Source organism: Actinacidiphila sp. bgisy144, assembly GCF_057708105.1.
Window position 1 is genome coordinate 1 of sequence record NZ_JBYIRM010000046.1, and the last position, 15,139, is coordinate 15,139.

The 15,139-nt window shown below is 74.9% G+C and carries 13 protein-coding genes; 4 read left to right on the plus strand and 9 right to left on the minus strand.

Annotated elements, in window-relative coordinates; translation table 11 throughout:
* Positions 1–246 precede the first annotated feature (246 nt).
* Together AC3EVP_RS33950 and ptsP are read left to right on the plus strand one after the other, a co-directional pair.
* A complete protein-coding gene (locus tag AC3EVP_RS33950; RefSeq protein ID WP_335979874.1) occupies positions 247–696 on the plus strand; it encodes a PTS sugar transporter subunit IIA in 450 nt (149 codons plus the stop codon).
* A gap of 4 nt (positions 697–700) precedes the next feature.
* Positions 701–2,371, plus strand: a complete 1,671-nt coding sequence (ptsP, locus tag AC3EVP_RS33955) for a phosphoenolpyruvate--protein phosphotransferase (RefSeq protein ID WP_335979876.1) — start codon at positions 701–703, stop codon at positions 2,369–2,371.
* Between the two features lie 103 nt (positions 2,372–2,474).
* Here ptsP and AC3EVP_RS33960 read toward each other — a convergent pair whose 3' ends face one another.
* Together AC3EVP_RS33960 and AC3EVP_RS33965 are read right to left on the minus strand one after the other, a co-directional pair.
* Complete coding sequence (locus AC3EVP_RS33960) at positions 2,475–3,473, minus strand: hypothetical protein (RefSeq protein ID WP_435136835.1); 999 nt, start codon at positions 3,471–3,473, stop codon at positions 2,475–2,477.
* Positions 3,474–3,603: 130 nt separating this feature from the next.
* Positions 3,604–5,628, minus strand: coding sequence for an acetoacetate--CoA ligase (locus AC3EVP_RS33965; RefSeq protein ID WP_435136838.1), 2,025 nt, complete (start codon positions 5,626–5,628; stop codon positions 3,604–3,606).
* A gap of 409 nt (positions 5,629–6,037) precedes the next feature.
* Here AC3EVP_RS33965 and AC3EVP_RS33970 point away from each other — a divergent pair, with 409 nt between their 5' ends.
* Positions 6,038–8,359 (plus strand): glycoside hydrolase family 31 protein, encoded by a 2,322-nt coding sequence (locus tag AC3EVP_RS33970; protein ID WP_435136930.1) that lies wholly within the window; start codon positions 6,038–6,040, stop codon positions 8,357–8,359.
* Here the strand turns inward: AC3EVP_RS33970 and AC3EVP_RS33975 are convergent.
* From AC3EVP_RS33975 to AC3EVP_RS33995, 5 genes are all read right to left on the minus strand, one after another.
* A complete protein-coding gene (locus AC3EVP_RS33975) occupies positions 8,353–8,979 on the minus strand; it encodes an NUDIX domain-containing protein (RefSeq protein WP_435136841.1) in 627 nt (208 codons plus the stop codon). The two genes, AC3EVP_RS33970 and AC3EVP_RS33975, sit on opposite strands and share 7 nt — an antisense overlap.
* Before the next feature lie 9 nt (positions 8,980–8,988).
* Positions 8,989–10,239 carry an adenylosuccinate synthetase gene (locus AC3EVP_RS33980; RefSeq protein ID WP_435136844.1) on the minus strand — a complete coding sequence of 417 codons (1,251 nt, stop codon included), beginning with the start codon at positions 10,237–10,239 and terminating at the stop codon, positions 8,989–8,991.
* A gap of 49 nt (positions 10,240–10,288) precedes the next feature.
* Positions 10,289–11,215 (minus strand): hypothetical protein, encoded by a 927-nt coding sequence (locus tag AC3EVP_RS33985; RefSeq protein ID WP_435136847.1) that lies wholly within the window; start codon positions 11,213–11,215, stop codon positions 10,289–10,291.
* A gap of 102 nt (positions 11,216–11,317) precedes the next feature.
* Positions 11,318–12,463 carry a molecular chaperone DnaJ gene (locus AC3EVP_RS33990; protein ID WP_435136850.1) on the minus strand — a complete coding sequence of 382 codons (1,146 nt, stop codon included), beginning with the start codon at positions 12,461–12,463 and terminating at the stop codon, positions 11,318–11,320.
* Positions 12,460–13,380, minus strand: coding sequence for an NUDIX hydrolase (locus AC3EVP_RS33995; RefSeq protein ID WP_435136853.1), 921 nt, complete (start codon positions 13,378–13,380; stop codon positions 12,460–12,462). Before AC3EVP_RS33995 ends, AC3EVP_RS33990 begins: the two co-directional genes overlap by 4 nt.
* Positions 13,381–13,520: 140 nt before the next feature.
* Here AC3EVP_RS33995 and AC3EVP_RS34000 point away from each other — a divergent pair, with 140 nt between their 5' ends.
* Entirely contained in the window at positions 13,521–13,919 is a 399-nt protein-coding gene (locus AC3EVP_RS34000) for an Mpo1-like protein (protein WP_435136856.1), read from the plus strand.
* Positions 13,920–13,991: 72 nt separating this feature from the next.
* On the opposite strand, the gene AC3EVP_RS34005 is transcribed toward AC3EVP_RS34000, so the two are convergent.
* Together AC3EVP_RS34005 and AC3EVP_RS34010 are read right to left on the minus strand one after the other, a co-directional pair.
* Positions 13,992–14,591, minus strand: a complete 600-nt coding sequence (locus tag AC3EVP_RS34005) for a GTP-binding protein (protein WP_335979890.1) — start codon at positions 14,589–14,591, stop codon at positions 13,992–13,994.
* 111 nt (positions 14,592–14,702) lie between these two features.
* Entirely contained in the window at positions 14,703–15,119 is a 417-nt protein-coding gene (locus AC3EVP_RS34010; protein WP_335979891.1) for a DUF742 domain-containing protein, read from the minus strand.
* Between the last annotated feature and the right edge of the window lie 20 nt (positions 15,120–15,139).

A 15,139-nucleotide genomic window follows, 5' to 3' on the forward strand; every position in this document is an offset into this window, starting at 1 on the left:
AACCTTAGCAGATGCTTTCCGGTCGGAATTACCAACCCCTTTTCGAGAACACGCGTTTCCGCTGGTCTCGTCGAGGCGGTTGCGCCAACCTACTGGACCGGCCTCGGGTGGAGCAAATCGGGGGTGGCGGTCCCCCGGGTGACGGGGCGCCAGATCCGTACTTGGTATGACTTAGGCTGCTGTAGCCATCGGCCGTCCGGTGACGGAAGGTGATGGTCCACCCTGACCTCCCGAGGAGTGCTGCACATGACGACTGTTTCGTCGCCGATGGCCGGCCGGGTCATCGGGCTCGACGCCGTACCCGACCCCGTGTTCTCCGGTGAGATGGTCGGCCCGGGCACAGCGGTGGACCCCGTGCGCGAGCCCGCGGAGGCGGTGTCTCCGGTGGACGGCATCGTCGTCTCCCTGCACCCGCACGCTTTCGTCGTGGTGGACGACGAGGGGCATGGAGTGCTGACGCACCTGGGTATCGACACGGTGCAGCTGAACGGCGAGGGTTTTGAGGTGCTGGTCGCCAAGGGCGACACGGTCGGCCGCGGCCAGCCCGTCGTGCGGTGGAACCCCGCCGCGATCGAGGCGGGCGGCAAGTCGCCGGTGTGCCCGGTGATCGCGTTGCAGGCCACCGGCAGGGCGCTGGGCGGCGTCGTCCGTGACGGCGAGGTCGCCGCGGGCGACACTCTCTTCGACTGGAAGTAGGGCGATGCAGACAACGCTGCGGGGCGTCGGGGTCAGCCACGGGGTGGCCATCGGTCAGGTACGGCACATGGGCACCGCGGTGCTGGAGCCGCCGGCGAAGCAGGGCAGGGCGGGCGACGCGGCCCGTGAGCAGGGTCGGGCCCGGCAGGCGGTGGAGGCGGTCGCCGCCGACCTCAACGCGCGCGGGCAGCTCGCCGGTGGCGAGGCCCAGGCCGTGCTGGAGGCGCAGGCGATGATGGCGCAGGACCCGGAGCTGATGGCGGACATCGAGCGGCGGGTCGCGGTGGGGAGCACGGCGGAGCGGGCGGCGTACGACGCGTTCGCCGCGTACCGGGCGCTGCTGGCGGGTGCGGGGGCGTATCTGGCCGGGCGGGTGGCGGACCTGGACGACGTGCGGAACCGGATCGTGGCGCGGCTGCTGGGGGTGCCGATGCCGGGGGTGCCGGACAGCGACGAGCCGTATGTGCTGGTGGCGCGGGATCTGGCGCCGGCGGACACGGCGCTGCTGGACCCGGCGCTGGTGCTGGCGTTCGTGACGGAGGAGGGCGGGCCGACCAGCCACAGCGCGATTCTGGCGCGGGCGCTGGGGGTACCGGCGGTGGTGGCGCTGCCCGGTGCGGTGGAGTTGGCCGAGGGGGTGGTGGTGGCGGTGGACGGGAGCACCGGCGAGGTGTTCGTGGAGCCGGGCGAGGAGCAGCGGGAGGCGCTGGCGGCGGAGGCGGCGGAGCGGAAGGCGGCGCTGGCGGCGTCGTCGGGACCGGGGACGACGTCGGACGGGCACCGGGTGCCGTTGCTGGCGAACGTCGGTGGGCCGGGGGACGTGGCCGGTGCCGTGGCGGCGGGGGCGGAGGGGGTGGGACTGTTCCGTACGGAGTTCCTGTTCCTGGACGACTCGGTGGCGGCGCCGTCGGAGGAGGCGCAGGTGGCGGCGTACCGGCAGGTGCTGGAGGCGTTTCCGGAGGGGCGGGTGGTGGTGCGGGTGCTGGATGCCGGTGCCGACAAGCCGCTGGAGTTCCTGACGCCCGCGGACGAGCCGAATCCGGCGCTGGGGGTGCGGGGGCTGCGGTCGCTGCTGGAGCACCCGGAGGTGCTGGCGACGCAGTTGCGGGCGCTGGCGCGTGCGGCGGAGGGGCTGCCGGTGCACTTGGAGGTCATGGCGCCGATGGTCGCGGACCGGCGGGATGCGAAGGCGTTCGCGGACGCCTGCCGGGCGGCGGGGCTGGCGGCGAAGTTCGGGGCGATGGTGGAGATTCCGTCGGCGGCGCTGCGGGCGCGGTCGGTGCTGAAGGAGGTGGAGTTCCTTTCGCTGGGGACGAACGACCTGGCGCAGTACACCTTCGCGGCGGACCGGCAGGTGGGTGCGGTGGCGCGGTGGCAGGACCCGTGGCAGCCCGCACTGCTGGACCTGGTGGCTTCGGCGGCGGAGGCGGCCCGGGCGGAGGGGAAGAGCTGCGGGGTCTGCGGTGAGGCGGCAGCCGATCCGCTGCTGGCGTGTGTGCTGACGGGGTTGGGGGTCACCAGCCTTTCGATGGGGGCGGCGTCGATTCCGTATGTGCGGGCGGCGTTGGCGAGGTGCACGTTGGCGCAGTGTGAGCGGGCGGCGGTGGCGGCGCGGGCGACGGACAGCGCGGAGGACGCCCGGCGGGCGGCGCAGGCGGTGTTGTCGGGCGAGTAGTCGGGCGAGATGCGGAGTGGAGGGGTGGGGCGGGGCGGCCGGCGGCGGGTCGGCAGGTGGTCGGGTCTGCCGGCCTGCCGCCGGTCCTCGTTTGCGGTTCTGCTCAGGGCAGGGGGATGCCGGGGGCGTAGCGGACGCCGGGTTCGGGTGGGATGGGGTCGCCGGTGACGGGGTCGGTGCAGTAGGCGTTGAAGACGGCGGCTTCGGTGAGGGGTTCGGGGGTGCCGTCGCGCAGTTCCCAGCCGCGGACGGTGTCGCCGTCGGGGGTGAGGGTGCGGACGACGAGTCCTGCGGTGCGGCCGGTGACGGTGGCGGCGGCCATGACGGTGCACAGGACGAGGGCGTCGGCCTCGGCGAAATGGGGTTCGCCGCCTGGTGCGGTGTGGGTGAACAGGGCGGCGGGCAGGGGTGGGCCGTCGTCGGTGGGGAGGCTGCACACGATGTGCTGGTCGCCGGGGCCGACGGCGTCGAGGAGGTTCATGAGGGTGTCGGAGGCGTCGTCGAAGGCGCAGTGGGAGAAGTGCCGGCCGCAGTCGGGGCAGGGGCCGGCGGTCGCGAGCAGGTCGGTGGCGCGCTGCCAGACGGCGCGGCGGTCGGCTTCGCGGGCGAGTGCGGCACGCAGGTCGTCGACGGGCTGGCGGGCGTAGGGAATGGTGGGTCCGGTGGTGGTGGCCTCGGCGACGTAGTGGGTGCGGGTGTCGGGGGTGTCGGGTGGTCTGCGGGTGCTGTGGCAGTAGGAGTCGTAGGCGTCGGGGTCGAAGTGGGTGACGGCGACGTGGGTGCCTTGGGCGTGCAGGCCGCGGAGGAGTCCGTCGAGGTGGTGCAGATACTGCCCGTAGTCGTCGAAGGGGAAGCTTCGGTGGCGGGTCATGGCGGTGAAGTCCTGCTCGTCGAGGAGCAGGGAGACGACGGTGGGGGCTTCGCGGCGCAGGGCGCGGCGCATCCGGCCGCGGCCGGATGGGGCGCCGCGGCGGCCGGTGCGGGGTGGCCGGGTGGGGGTGCGGGCCTGGTCGGGTCGGGTGGGGTCGCCGGTGCGGGTGCGGGTGTCGGGGCGGGCGCGTTGCTGGTCGGGTCGGCCGGTGTGGTCGGCGGTGGGTGGCATGTCTTCCCCCGGTGCGGGTGCGTGTCGGCAGGGTCGGTGGTGGCCGGGGCTGTGCCGCCTCGACCACCACTGATCACTCACCGTAGTCGCACCCACTGACAATCGGGCGGGGTGCCGGAGCCGGCGGCGGCTACGCGGGGTCGGTCGCGGTGCGTTCCGCGGCGAGCCGCTCGTAGAACCGGAGCACGTCGAGGTCGTCGACGGAGCCGGGGTTGACCGCCTTGTCGAGTGCGGTGCCTTGGAGGAGGCGTTTGACGGGGACCTCGATGCGTTTGCCGGTGAGGGTGTGCGGGACGCCGGGGACCGCGATCACCTCGTCGGGGACGTGGCGCGGGGAGAGCTGGGTGCGCAGGGCGGTGCGGATGCGGTCGCGCAGGGCGTCGTCGAGGGTGGCGCCGGGGGCGAGGCGGACGAACAGCGGCATCCAGTAGCCCCCGTCGGGCTGTTCGACGCCGATGACGAGGGATTCGGCGATCTCGGGGAGGCGTTCGACGACTTCGTAGATGTCGGAGGAGCCCATCCGGACGCCCTGGCGGTTGAGGGTGGAGTCGGAGCGGCCGTGGATGACGACGGTGCCGCGGGAGGTGAGGGTGATCCAGTCGCCGTGCCGCCATACGCCGGGGTAGGTCGCGAAGTAGCTGTCGCGGTAGCGGGCGTCGCCGGGGTCGTTCCAGAAGCGGAGGGGCATCGAGGGCATCGGGTTGGCGACGACCAGTTCGCCGACCTCGTCGGTCAGCGGCCGTCCTTGGGCGTCCCACGCCTGGAGGTCGGTGCCCAGGCAGGCGGCCTGGAGTTCGCCGACGTACACGGGCAGGGTGGGGACGCCGCCGGCGAAGCAGCTGCACACGTCGGTGCCGCCGCTCACCGAGGCGATCCACAGGTCGGCGGCGACCTCGTCGTGCAGCCAGCGGAAGCCGTCGGGGGGCAGGGGGGAGCCGGTGGTGGCCACGCAGCCGACCGCCGAGAGGTCGAAGTCGCGGCCGGGGTGCACCTCGGCCTTGCGGCAGGCGATGACGTAGGCGGCGGAGGTGCCGAAGACGGTGGTGCCGGTCTGTTCCGCGACGCGCCACTGTGCGGCGGTGTCGGGGTGTCCGGGGGCGCCGTCGTAGAGCACGATGGCGGCGCCGGCGAGCAGGCCGGAGACGAGGAAGTTCCACATCATCCAGCCGGTGGAGGTGTACCAGAAGAAGCGGTCGCCGGGGCCGAGGTCGAGGTGGAGGCCGGTCTGCTTGAGGTGTTCGAGCAGGATGCCGCCCTGGGACTGGACGATGGCCTTGGGCAGGCCGGTGGTGCCGGAGGAGTACAGCACCCACAGCGGGTGGTCGAACGGGACCTGTTCGTAGGCGGGTTCGGCGTCCTGGGTGGTCAACGCGTCCCATTCCAGGGCGCCTTCGGGGGTGGCGGTGCCCAGGAGCGGGATGTGCACGGTGGCGCGCAGGGTGGGGAGTTCGGCGCGCAGTTCGGCGACGGTGGCGGTGCGGTCGTGGGACTTGCCGCCGTAGCGGTAGCCGTCGACCGCGAAGAGCACCACGGGCTCGACCTGCCGGAAGCGGTCCAGGACGCTGCGGGCGCCGAAGTCCGGGGCGCAGGAGGTCCATACGCCGCCGACGGCGGCGGTGGCCAGGAGGGCGACGACGGCGTGTGCGGTGTTGGGCAGGTAGCCGCTGACGCGGTCGCCGGGGGCGACGCCGAGGCGGCGCAGTTCGGCGGCGAGCGAGGCGACCTGGCGGCTGAGCCCGGCCCAGGTGACGGTGGCCGGGTCGTGGCGTTCGTCGAGGTGGATGAGGGCGGGCTGTTCGGCGCGCTCGGGGTCCTGGGCGGGGCGCAGGGCGTGTTCGGCGTAGTTGAGCCGCGCGCCGGGGAACCAGCGGGCGCCGGGCATCGCGGGGTCGGCGAGGACGGTGTCGGCGGGGGTGGAGAAGCGGACGTCGAACCATTCGGTGAGCGCGCGCCAGAACTCCTCGGGTGCGCGCACCGACCAGGCGTGCAGGGCGGCGTAGTCGGCGACGGGGTCGGTGCCGGTGGGCGCGGGGGCGGTGTGCTGCCGGGCCGCCCAGTGGTGGAAGCGGGTCAGCCGGGCGCCGGCGATCCGTTCGGGGCTCGGGCGCCACAGCGGCTCCGGGGTGCTGGCGGCGGGCTCGGGCGTGGTGCTCATGGGCGGCTCCCGGACGGTACGCGTCGTTGCGTCGGTGGGTCGGTACCCGGGACGGGCGTCCGTCGCCTGGGGACTGGGCAGGACGATGCCACGTGATCGTCTTGGACGCCAGGGTGGCCTTGCGGGTGTGGGGCGGGTCGCACCGGACGGCGCAGGGTGCGGGGCGGGTGGGGCGGGTGGGGTGGCGGGACGCGGTGGGCGGTCGCCTCCGGGGGCCGGGCATGATCGTCGAGGTGAACAGCGGCTGAACGAGCGGCGCGGTCTTCCGGGCCGGTGGGAGGGTGGGGGCATGGACGCTGGGTATCTGCTGGGTGCGGTGTGGGGGGAGGTCGTGGGAGGGGTGCGGGACCTGCGGGCGGTGCTGCGGCGGGGGCGGTCGGATGGCGCCGAACTGGTGCGGGCGGCGGGGATGTTGGGCTCGGCGCGGGGGCGGTTGGCGGTACGGGCGGCGCGGCGGCGGCGCGCGCTGGACGCGCGGGACCTGCCGGTGCCGGGGCCGGAGCGGACGCGTACGCCGGGGCTGGTGGTGGGGGCGGTGCCGGAGCCGGGTGGCGGGGTGGTGCGGTTCGCGCGGGCGTGGTTGCGGGTGCGGGTGGCGGCGGGCGGTGCGGTGTTCTGCGGGTGGGACGGTGCGGAGCCGCTGCCGTCGTACGCGCTGGCCGGGGACGGCCCGCCGGCCGACCCGCGGGCGGTGCTGGAGCCGGACGGCGCGGGGTGGCGGGTGGTGTCCGAGCGGATCACGGTGCGGATCTCGGACCGCGGGGCGGTGGACTTCCGTACGCCGGGCGGGTTGTTGCTGCGGTCGGAGGGGCCGCCGTCGTGGCAGGACCCGGCGGCGGGGCCGGTGGCGGGCCACGCGCCGCGCTGGGAGCAGCGGGCGCGGCTGCCGGCCGACGCGCGGGTGTTCGGGTTGGGCGGGCGGGCGGCGGGTCCGGTGCTGCGGACGGGGCGGTACCGGCTGTGGAACACCGGCCCGAGGGGCGCGTTCGGGCCGGGGGACGATCCGCTGTCGGTGACGATGCCGGTGCAGTTGGTGGTCGCGGACGCGAGCTGCCATCTGGCGTTCCACGACAACACCTGGGACGGCGAGGTCGCGTTGTGGGACGGGCGGGAGGGCGCCGGGTCGGGCCCGGACCAGCAGGGGATCAGCCGGCTGCGGATGGACGGCGGGCCGCTGCGGTACTGGGTGATCGCGGGGACGCCGGCCCGGGTGCTGGCGGGGTGGACGGCGCTGACCGGGCGGCCCGCGGTGCCGCCGCGCTGGGCGCTGGGCCACCACCACGCGCGGTGGGGTTTCGGCAGCCAGGAGGAGGCGCTGCGGATCGCGGCGGGCTACCGGGAGCGGGAGTTGCCGCTGTCGGCGCTGCACCTGGACGTCGACCACTTCGACGGGCACCGGGTCCGCACCGCCGATCCGCGTTCCTTCCCCGATCTGCCGGGCCTGGCCAAGGAGTTGGGCGGGCAGGGGATACGGCTGGTGTCGGTCGTGGACCCGGCGGTGAAGGCGGAGCCGGGGTTGGCGGCGTACGACAGCGGGTCGGCGGCGGGGGCGTTCGTGCGGGACGCGCGGGGCGAGGAGGTGCGGGGGGTGGTGCGGCCGGGTGAGGCGGTCTTCCCGGACTTCACCGATCCGGCGGCGCGGGCGTGGTGGGGCGGGCTGTACGCGGAGCGCCTGGCGCAGGGCTTCGCCGGTTTCTGGCACGACAGGAACGAGCCGGCGTTCTTCACGGCGTTCGGCGACCGGACGCTGCCGCTGTCGGCCCGGCACGCGCTGGAGGGCCGGGGCGGCGACCACCGCGAGGCGCACAACGTCTACGGGCTGGCGATGGCCCGGGCCGGTCACGAGGGTCTGCGCGAACTGCGGCCCGAGGCGCGGCCGTTCCTCGTCTCGCGGTCCGGGTGGGCGGGGATGCAGCGGTACGGCGGGACCTGGTCGGGCGAGGTGGCGACGGGCTGGGAGGGGCTGCGGGCGTCGCTGGCGCTGGTGCTGGGGATGGGGCTGTGCGGGGTGCCGTACTCGGGGCCCGACGTGGGCGGTTTCGACGGCACCCCGTCGCCGGAGCTGTATCTGCGGTGGTTCCAACTCGCCGCGTACCTGCCGCTGTTCCGTACGCGTTCGGCGCTCGGGGCGGGGCTGCGGGAGCCGTGGCGGTTCGGCCCGGAGGTGCTGGGGCACGCGCGGGAGGCGCTGCGGGAGCGGGAGCGGCTGCTGCCGTACCTGGAGACGCTGGCGCAGGTCGCGCACCGTACGGGCGCGCCGTATGTGCGGCCGCTGTGGTGGAAGTCGCCGGGCGACCGGGCGCTGCGGGAGTGCGACGACGCGTTCCTGCTGGGTGACGCGCTGCTGGTGGCGCCGGTGCTGGTGGAGGGGGCGACGAGCCGGCTGGTGCGGCTGCCGCGCGGGCTGTGGCACGACACGGCCACGGGGGCGGCGTACCGGGGGCGTTCGACGGTGCGGCTGGCGGCGCCGCTGGGCCGGGTTCCGGTGCTGGCCAGGGCCGGTGCGGTGCTGCCGGTGGCCGGGGAGGGCGGGGCGGTGGAGCTGGAGGCGTGGGCGCCGCGGCCGGGCCGGGGCGGGGGCGGTGAGGTGGCTGTCGGCGACCCGGAGGGATGGGCGGCGCCGCGCCGGGAGCGGTTCGTGTCGCGCTGGGCGCAGGAGCGGGTCGTGGTGGAGCGGGAGGGCGGCGGCGAGGTCGGTTACGCCGTGCGGGTGCGCGGGGTGCCTCAGTAGTTGCCGCCGAACCAGCGGCGGGCGGCGAGGGTGTGCAGCGGGAAGCCCAACTCGGCCGGTGCGCGCAGCAGTTCGTAGCCCTCGGTCTCGTCGGTCGGGGCGGAGGGCGGCAGTTCGGCGAGCGGGCGGGGCGGCAGCAGGCCGAACAGCAGCAGGTAGCCGCCGTCGGTGTCGGTCAGCGCGTCGGCGAGCCGCACGTCGTCCGCGCGGGCGGTGATCCCGGTCTCCTCCCCCAACTCCCGTGCGGTGGCCTGCTGCCAGGTCTCGCCGACCTCGACGAAGCCGCCGGGCAGCGCGAGGGTGCCGAGCGCGGGCCGGATGGTGCGGCGGATGACGACGAGGCCGGTGCCGTCGGCGTCCTGGACCGGCAGGAGGCAGACCGCGACGGGCAGCGGATTGCGGTAGGCGGTGTGGCCGCAGGCGGTGCAGGTGCGCGGCCAGGCGGCGGTGCCGGGGTAGGGGGCGCCGCAGGTGGAGCAGTGCGCGTCGCGGCGGCGCGGGGCGCCGGCCCCCGCGGACGCGGCCGCCGCGGCGGGCTCTGCGGGGACGTCGGCGGCTTCGGCGGCACCGCGGGCTTCGGGGACTTCGGGGACTTCGCGGGCTGCTGGGTCGGAAGGCACGCGCGGACCCTATCCGACCGTGGCCTTGGTCAGCACCTGCCGGGCCGGGCCGTGGGACTCGAGGACCACCGGGGCGCCCAGCAGGGCTTCCACCGCCGTCGGCCAGTGCTCCGGAGTGGACCACACCGCGGGGTGCGCGCCCAGCAGGAGGCGGGTGAGGGCGGCCTGCCGGTCGAGGTCGCCGGGCGCCCCGACGGGGAGGCGTTCGACCAACTGCCCCTCGATCGCGTAGCCGTGGCAGATCCGCAGCGAGGGGCAGCGCGGGGGCGCGTCGAGGTGGGTGAGGGCCAGCGCGTCCACTCCCCCGCACACCTCGACGGCGTACGCGTGCGCGACCGCGTCGAAGTGCCCGACGCGGAAGGCGCCTTGCCAGCGGCCGTGCCCGTTGTGAGGTTCGGGCAGCGCCGCGGCCAGCTCCGGCTCCTCGGTGACGTGTGGGCCGGGCCCGTGCCGGACGGTGTAGGTGCGCACCACGCCCAGCCGGCGGGCCGGTTCGGGCGCGCCGGCCTCGGCGAGCAGCGTGTCGGCGTTGGCGAAGGTGGTGGTCGACCAGGTGGTGTACGGGTGGAAGCCGTGCCACTCGTCGAGCAGCACGCCCTGGGCGCCCTCGAGGACCAGGGGGCCGCCGCGGGCCAGGGCGGCGAGGTGCGCGTGGTCGGTGAGGGCGACGGTGCCGGCGAACGCGCCGAACGCGGCCGCGCAGTCCTCGACCGGCGGCACGGCAAGCGGCCCGAGTTCGTCGCTGAGGCGGTCGCGCAGCAGCCGCAGTTTGCGCAGCAGCCGTGGCCGCGCGGCGCAGTCGCCCGCGGTGGGCGCGTCGGCCGGGTGGGCCAGGGCGTAGGCGGCGGTCTCCCCCACGCCCATGCCGCACGAGCCGTGCCGGTCCGCGCCGCGGGCCTGCTCGCGCAGCCGGTTGGCGGCCGCGTGGTACGGCGTGACCAGCCGCGCGTCGCGGTCGACGGTGAGCAGGCCGTACGGCGCCGGCACGCCCAGCGCGCGGAGGTGGTCGGCCTCCGCGGCCAGGGCGAGCGGGTCGACGAACATGAAGCGGGACAGGTGGGTCGGGGTGCCGTGGAAGGTGCCGGCGCCGAACTGGGCGAAGGTGTGGTGGCGGCCGTCGGCGGTCACCACGTTGTGGGCGGCCTGCGGGCCGCCGTTGAACCGGACGACGGCGGTGACGGCCCGGTCCTGGCACAGGCGCGCGACCACCGCGCCCTTGCCGGCGTCTCCGTAGCCGAGGTCGACGACGGTGGTGTGCACTTCGGGCTCCTCGTCCGTGTGTAGGGATTCCAGCCGGGCCCCGGCGGGCTCAGCGGCCCGGACTGCTCAGGCTGCCCAGGGCCCGCGCCACCGACGGGCCGGCGGCGGAGCCGACGTCGGCGAGGTCCGCCAGGCCCTCGGCGAGGTCGATGGCCTCCTCGCCGAGGCCGACGGTCAGCGCGATGGTCTCGCAGACGGCGTCGAGGTCGTCCAGCTCGATCACGTTCTGGCCCAGCAGGCGGCGCCAGAGGGTGAGGACCTCGGTGTTGCCCGCGTGGGCGGCGCCGGTCGGCAGGATGTAGAACACGTGGAACTTGCGGCGCAGTTCGGCGAGGATCTCCGGCAGCGGGATGTCCCGCTGGACGCGGTCGCCGAGCACCGCGCGGATCTCGCGGGCCTTCACCTTGCCGTAGGGCATCTCGTCGCCGATGAGGAAGAGGTAGCCGCGGCGGCCCCGCTTCTCGTGGCAGTCCAGCGAGGTGTGCCGGGCCATGGCGTACAGGGCGAGTTCGTAGGACTCGGTCATCTGGCCGCCGCCCCCGCCTTCGAGGAGGATGTTGCCGAGCTGCTCGTCCATGCGGTTGTCGGACTCGAACTGGCCGAGCTGGAGCGGGACCTGGTCGCAGGTGGCGTCGCCGACACCGCCGAAGAGGATCTGCGGGTGCTCGGTGTAGCCCTTGCGCAGCAGCAGCCCGAAGAGTTCGGGGAGCTTGGTCTGGAGGACCCGCGGGACCGCGCCCATGGAGCCGGTGACGTCGAAGAGGACGGAGATGGCGAGCGAGGTGGGGTGCTCGGCGGAGTCGCGGCTCTCGCGGGTGGTGAGGCCGTGCGGGTCGAGCGAGGGGTGCGCGGTCCAACTCGACCGCGGGGAGCTGTGCTTGACGCGGTCGCTGTAGGCGAAGGCGCTCGCGCCGGAGGCCGAACGGTAGCGCTCGGCGGCGTCGTAGACGTTGGTGGACCAGCTTCCGCTGCCCATGGTGTTCCCCCTGGTGGTGTGAAGGTGACGAGGTGTCAGGTAAGAGTGTTGGTGGTGAACGGCCGGGCGGCTCGGTCGGCTTCGGGACCGGGCGCGTTCGGTTCAGGCGGTTCGGGCGGCCGGCATCGTGAACGGGCGGAAGGTGCGCGGTCCGTAGAGCCGGTCGAGGAGGTCGTCGAGTTCGGCGAGCAGGCGCCAGGCGTCCTGCGGGCGGGCGCTCGGGCCCGGCAGGGTGCAGCCGCGCAGGAAGGCGCGCATCGGGCCGGGGGCGCGCGGGCCGATCAGGTCGCGGACGCAGAGCGAGGCGAGGTGGATGTCGGTGGCCGCCGAGGCGGGTTCGTGCCGCCTCGCCTCGGGCGGGTAGGCGGCGGCGTGGCGGTGGATGAGGACCGGCACGTCGGTGCCGACGGCGGTGGCGTAGCACCAGTCGACGAGCACCAGGCCGTGCAACTCGGGGTGGATGAGGACGTGTTCGGGGAAGACCGCGCCGTGCACCAGCCCGGCCCGGTGTGCCCAGCCCAGGGCGGTGAGCAGGCGGCGCCACATCCAGGCGGCGTCGAGGGGGTCGAGCCCGCCGGGGTGGGCGGCGGCGACGGCGGCGAGGCTGTGGAAGCCGTCGAGTGGCGCGAGGGCGTTGACCCTGAGTTCGGTGCCGTCGTCGGCGCGGTGCCGGAAGCTCTCCAGGAGGGTGGGCGCGTAGGCGCGGTGCCGGGGTTCGGCAACGGTGTCCAGGCGGGTCAGGACGTCGGCCTCGTGTTCGGTGAGGTCGTTGTCGTGCGGTTTCCGCGGGATCTTCAGGACGGCGCTGCGGCGGCGCCCGTCGTGGTCGTAGCGCGCGGTGCGCAGGTCGCACAGGTCGCCGGCGGCCAGGTGCGGGCCGAGGACGTAGCGGTGGCGGGCGCCGGTGAGGACCGGCCGGTCGTGGTGGTGCCAGGCCGCGGTGAGCCGGGCGAAGGCGGCGTTGGCCTGCGCGGTGCGGCCGGGCGGGGCGGTGTCCGGGTGCAGCAGGCGGGCCAGCCGGCGGTAGTGGGCCGCGGCGCGGGCGGGGTCGGCGGGGAAGGCGGGGTCGGCGCCGTCGAGTACGGCCAGGGCCTCGTCGAAGGTGCGGGGTTCCGGGCGGCCGCCAGATCCGTACGAGGGGGCGGGGGCGGCGCCGTACGAGGACTCGGCGCCGGACGAGGCGCCGACGTCGTGTACGGGGCCGGGGCCGGGGCCGCTGCGGGCCGGGCGGGCGTCGGCGGCGCTCACCGTATGCCCGCCTCGCGGTCCGGGCGCAGCAGCGCCGGGTGGAGCAGCCTGGCGTCGCCGGCCCGGTAGAGGCGCGCCCGGGGGCCGCCACGGCTGCCGGGGCGGGTGTCGGTCTGCCCGGTGGACTCCACGAACCCGGGCACGGACAGCACCTTGCGGTGGAAGTTCCCCGCGTGCAGCGGCGCGCCCCACACCGTCTCGTAGACCGCGCGCAGCTCGCTGATGGTGAAGGCCTCGGCGAGGAACGCGGTCGCCAGGGGGGTGTACTCGATCTTGCCGCGGGCCCGTTCCAGGGCGTCGGCGAGGATGTCGGCGTGGTCGAAGGCGAGGACCGCCTCACCGGGTGCGGTGGGCGGGGGCCGGCGGCCGGTACCACCCCCGTGGGTTCCGGCCGGCCGGCCCTGCTCGTGGGGACGCCGGGCCGGCGCCTCCGGTTGCCCGGCCGCACCGACCGCACCGGCCGCGCCGACCGCCGCCACCGGCAGCCAGGCAGCGCCCGCCGCGTCGCCGCCGGCCCGCGCGTCGGGCAGCCCGGGCGCGAAGGCGAGGTAGGCGATCGACACGACGTGCATGCGCGGGTCGCGGTCCGGGTGGCCGTACGACCCGAGCTGTTCGAGGTGGACCCGGCCGAGGGTGGTGGCGTCCAGCCCGGTCTCCTCGGCGAGTTCGCGCGCGGCCGCGGCGTCGAGCGACTCCTTGCCGGCCCGGACGAAGCCGCCGGGCAGCGCCCAGGCCCCGGCGAACGGCGGACCGCCCCGCTCGATCGCGAGGACATGCAGTTGCCCCTCGCGCAGGGTCAGCACGACCACGTCGACGGTCACCGCGATCGGGTCGAACGCGCGCGGGTCGTACCCGGCGAGGAAGTCCCGCTCACGGCGCTCCCGTTCGCCGCCGTGCCCGTGCTGTGCCGCGTCCACGCCGGCCCCTCCTCCGCTCGCCGGGCGCGCCATGGCGGCCGGACCCGCTCCGAGTTGTTCTCACTATGAGTGTTTCTCGATATGAGAAGAACATAGCACGACCCCCTGACACGGTCCAGGCCCGGCGCTACGGTGCGGTGATGACGAAGCAGACCTACGGCTCCTTCGAGGAGTTCTGGCCCTACTACGTGGCGATGCACTCCAAGGCGGCGACCCGCTGGGTGCACCTCGCGGGCAGCCTCACCGGGCTGGCCGTCACCGGATACGGCCTGGCCCGCGGGCGGCTGCGGTACGCCGCGGCGCTGCCGGCCTTCGGCTACGGGACCGCCTGGCCGGCGCACTTCCTCATCGAGGGGAACAACCCGGCGACGTTCGGGCACCCCGCGTGGTCGCTGCGCGGCGACGTGCGGATGATCGCGACGATGCTCGCGGGGCGGGACGCGGAACTCGGCGAGATCGCGGCGAAGTGGCTCGCGGAGAACGGCCGTCCGGGCCCGGCCGACCAGGCGGACGACGCGGAGGACGCCACGCACGCGTGACAGGCCGCCAGCCGGAATCCGGCTGACGGCCTGTCAGGTGTCCTGGTACGGAGAGGGGTTGACGGTCGGCGGCTACACCGCGCCCTGGCGCGCCGCCATGTTCGCCGCGTGCTCCACCACACTGATGAGCACCTTCTTCGCCGAGTCGCGCTCCCGCGCGTCGCACAGCACCACCGGCACGCCCTGGTCGATGTCGAGCGCCTCGCGGACGGTCTGCGGCTCGTGCAGTTCGGCGCCGTCGAAGCAGTTGACGGCGACCGCGAACGGGATGCCGCGCTGCTCGAAGTAGTCGATCGCGGCGAAGCAGTCCGCGAGGCGGCGGGTGTCGGCGAGCACCACCGCACCGAGCGCGCCCTGCGCCAACTCGTCCCACAGGAACCAGAAGCGGTCCTGCCCGGGCGTACCGAACAGGTACAGCACCAGGTTCTCGCGCAGCGTGATCCGGCCGAAGTCCATGGCGACCGTGGTGGTGTGCTTGCCCTCGACGCCGGCGGTGTCGTCGACCGGGCGGCCGGCCTCGCTCAGCGACTCCTCGGTGCGCAGCGGGCGGATCTCGCTGACCGCGCCGACCAGCGTGGTCTTGCCCGCGCCGAAGCCGCCGGCCACCAGCAGCTTGAGCGCCACCGGCTCTTTGGCCGGCTGCTCGGGACGGCGTTCGGTGCGCAGGGCCATGGTGTCTTCTCTACTCCCTACCGGAGCGGGCGGCGGTGCCCGCGGCTGGCGTACTCACAACTCGGAACTCAGAACTCAGGACTCAGGCAGGGGCGCGGGCCCGGCCCGCCCCTACAACGCGCGCAGGCCGTCGATCACGTCCCGCAGGATGCTCACGTCGGGCAACTCGGCCGGCGGCACCGGCTGGTGGAGGTGCACATGCGAGGCTTCCACCAGGTCACCGACGAGCACCCGGACCACGCCGACCGGCAGGTCCAGGTCTGCCGCCAGCTCGGCCACCGAGATGGCCTGGTACTGGCAGCGCTCGATGATGTCGAGGTGTTCGGGCGACAGGGTGTGGTCGTCGAACGCGGTGAGGCCGTCCTCCGGCGCCTGTCCGGTGATCACCAGGGCGATCAGGTCGATCCTGGCCTTCGCGGTATGGCTGGTACGGCCCCGCGTCATCGCGTAGGGCCGCACCACCGGTCCGGCGGCGGCGTCGAACCACCGCTCCGCCGACGCGTCAGAAGTCCCGGGCTCAGAAGTCATGACCTGTCCACCCCCGTAGA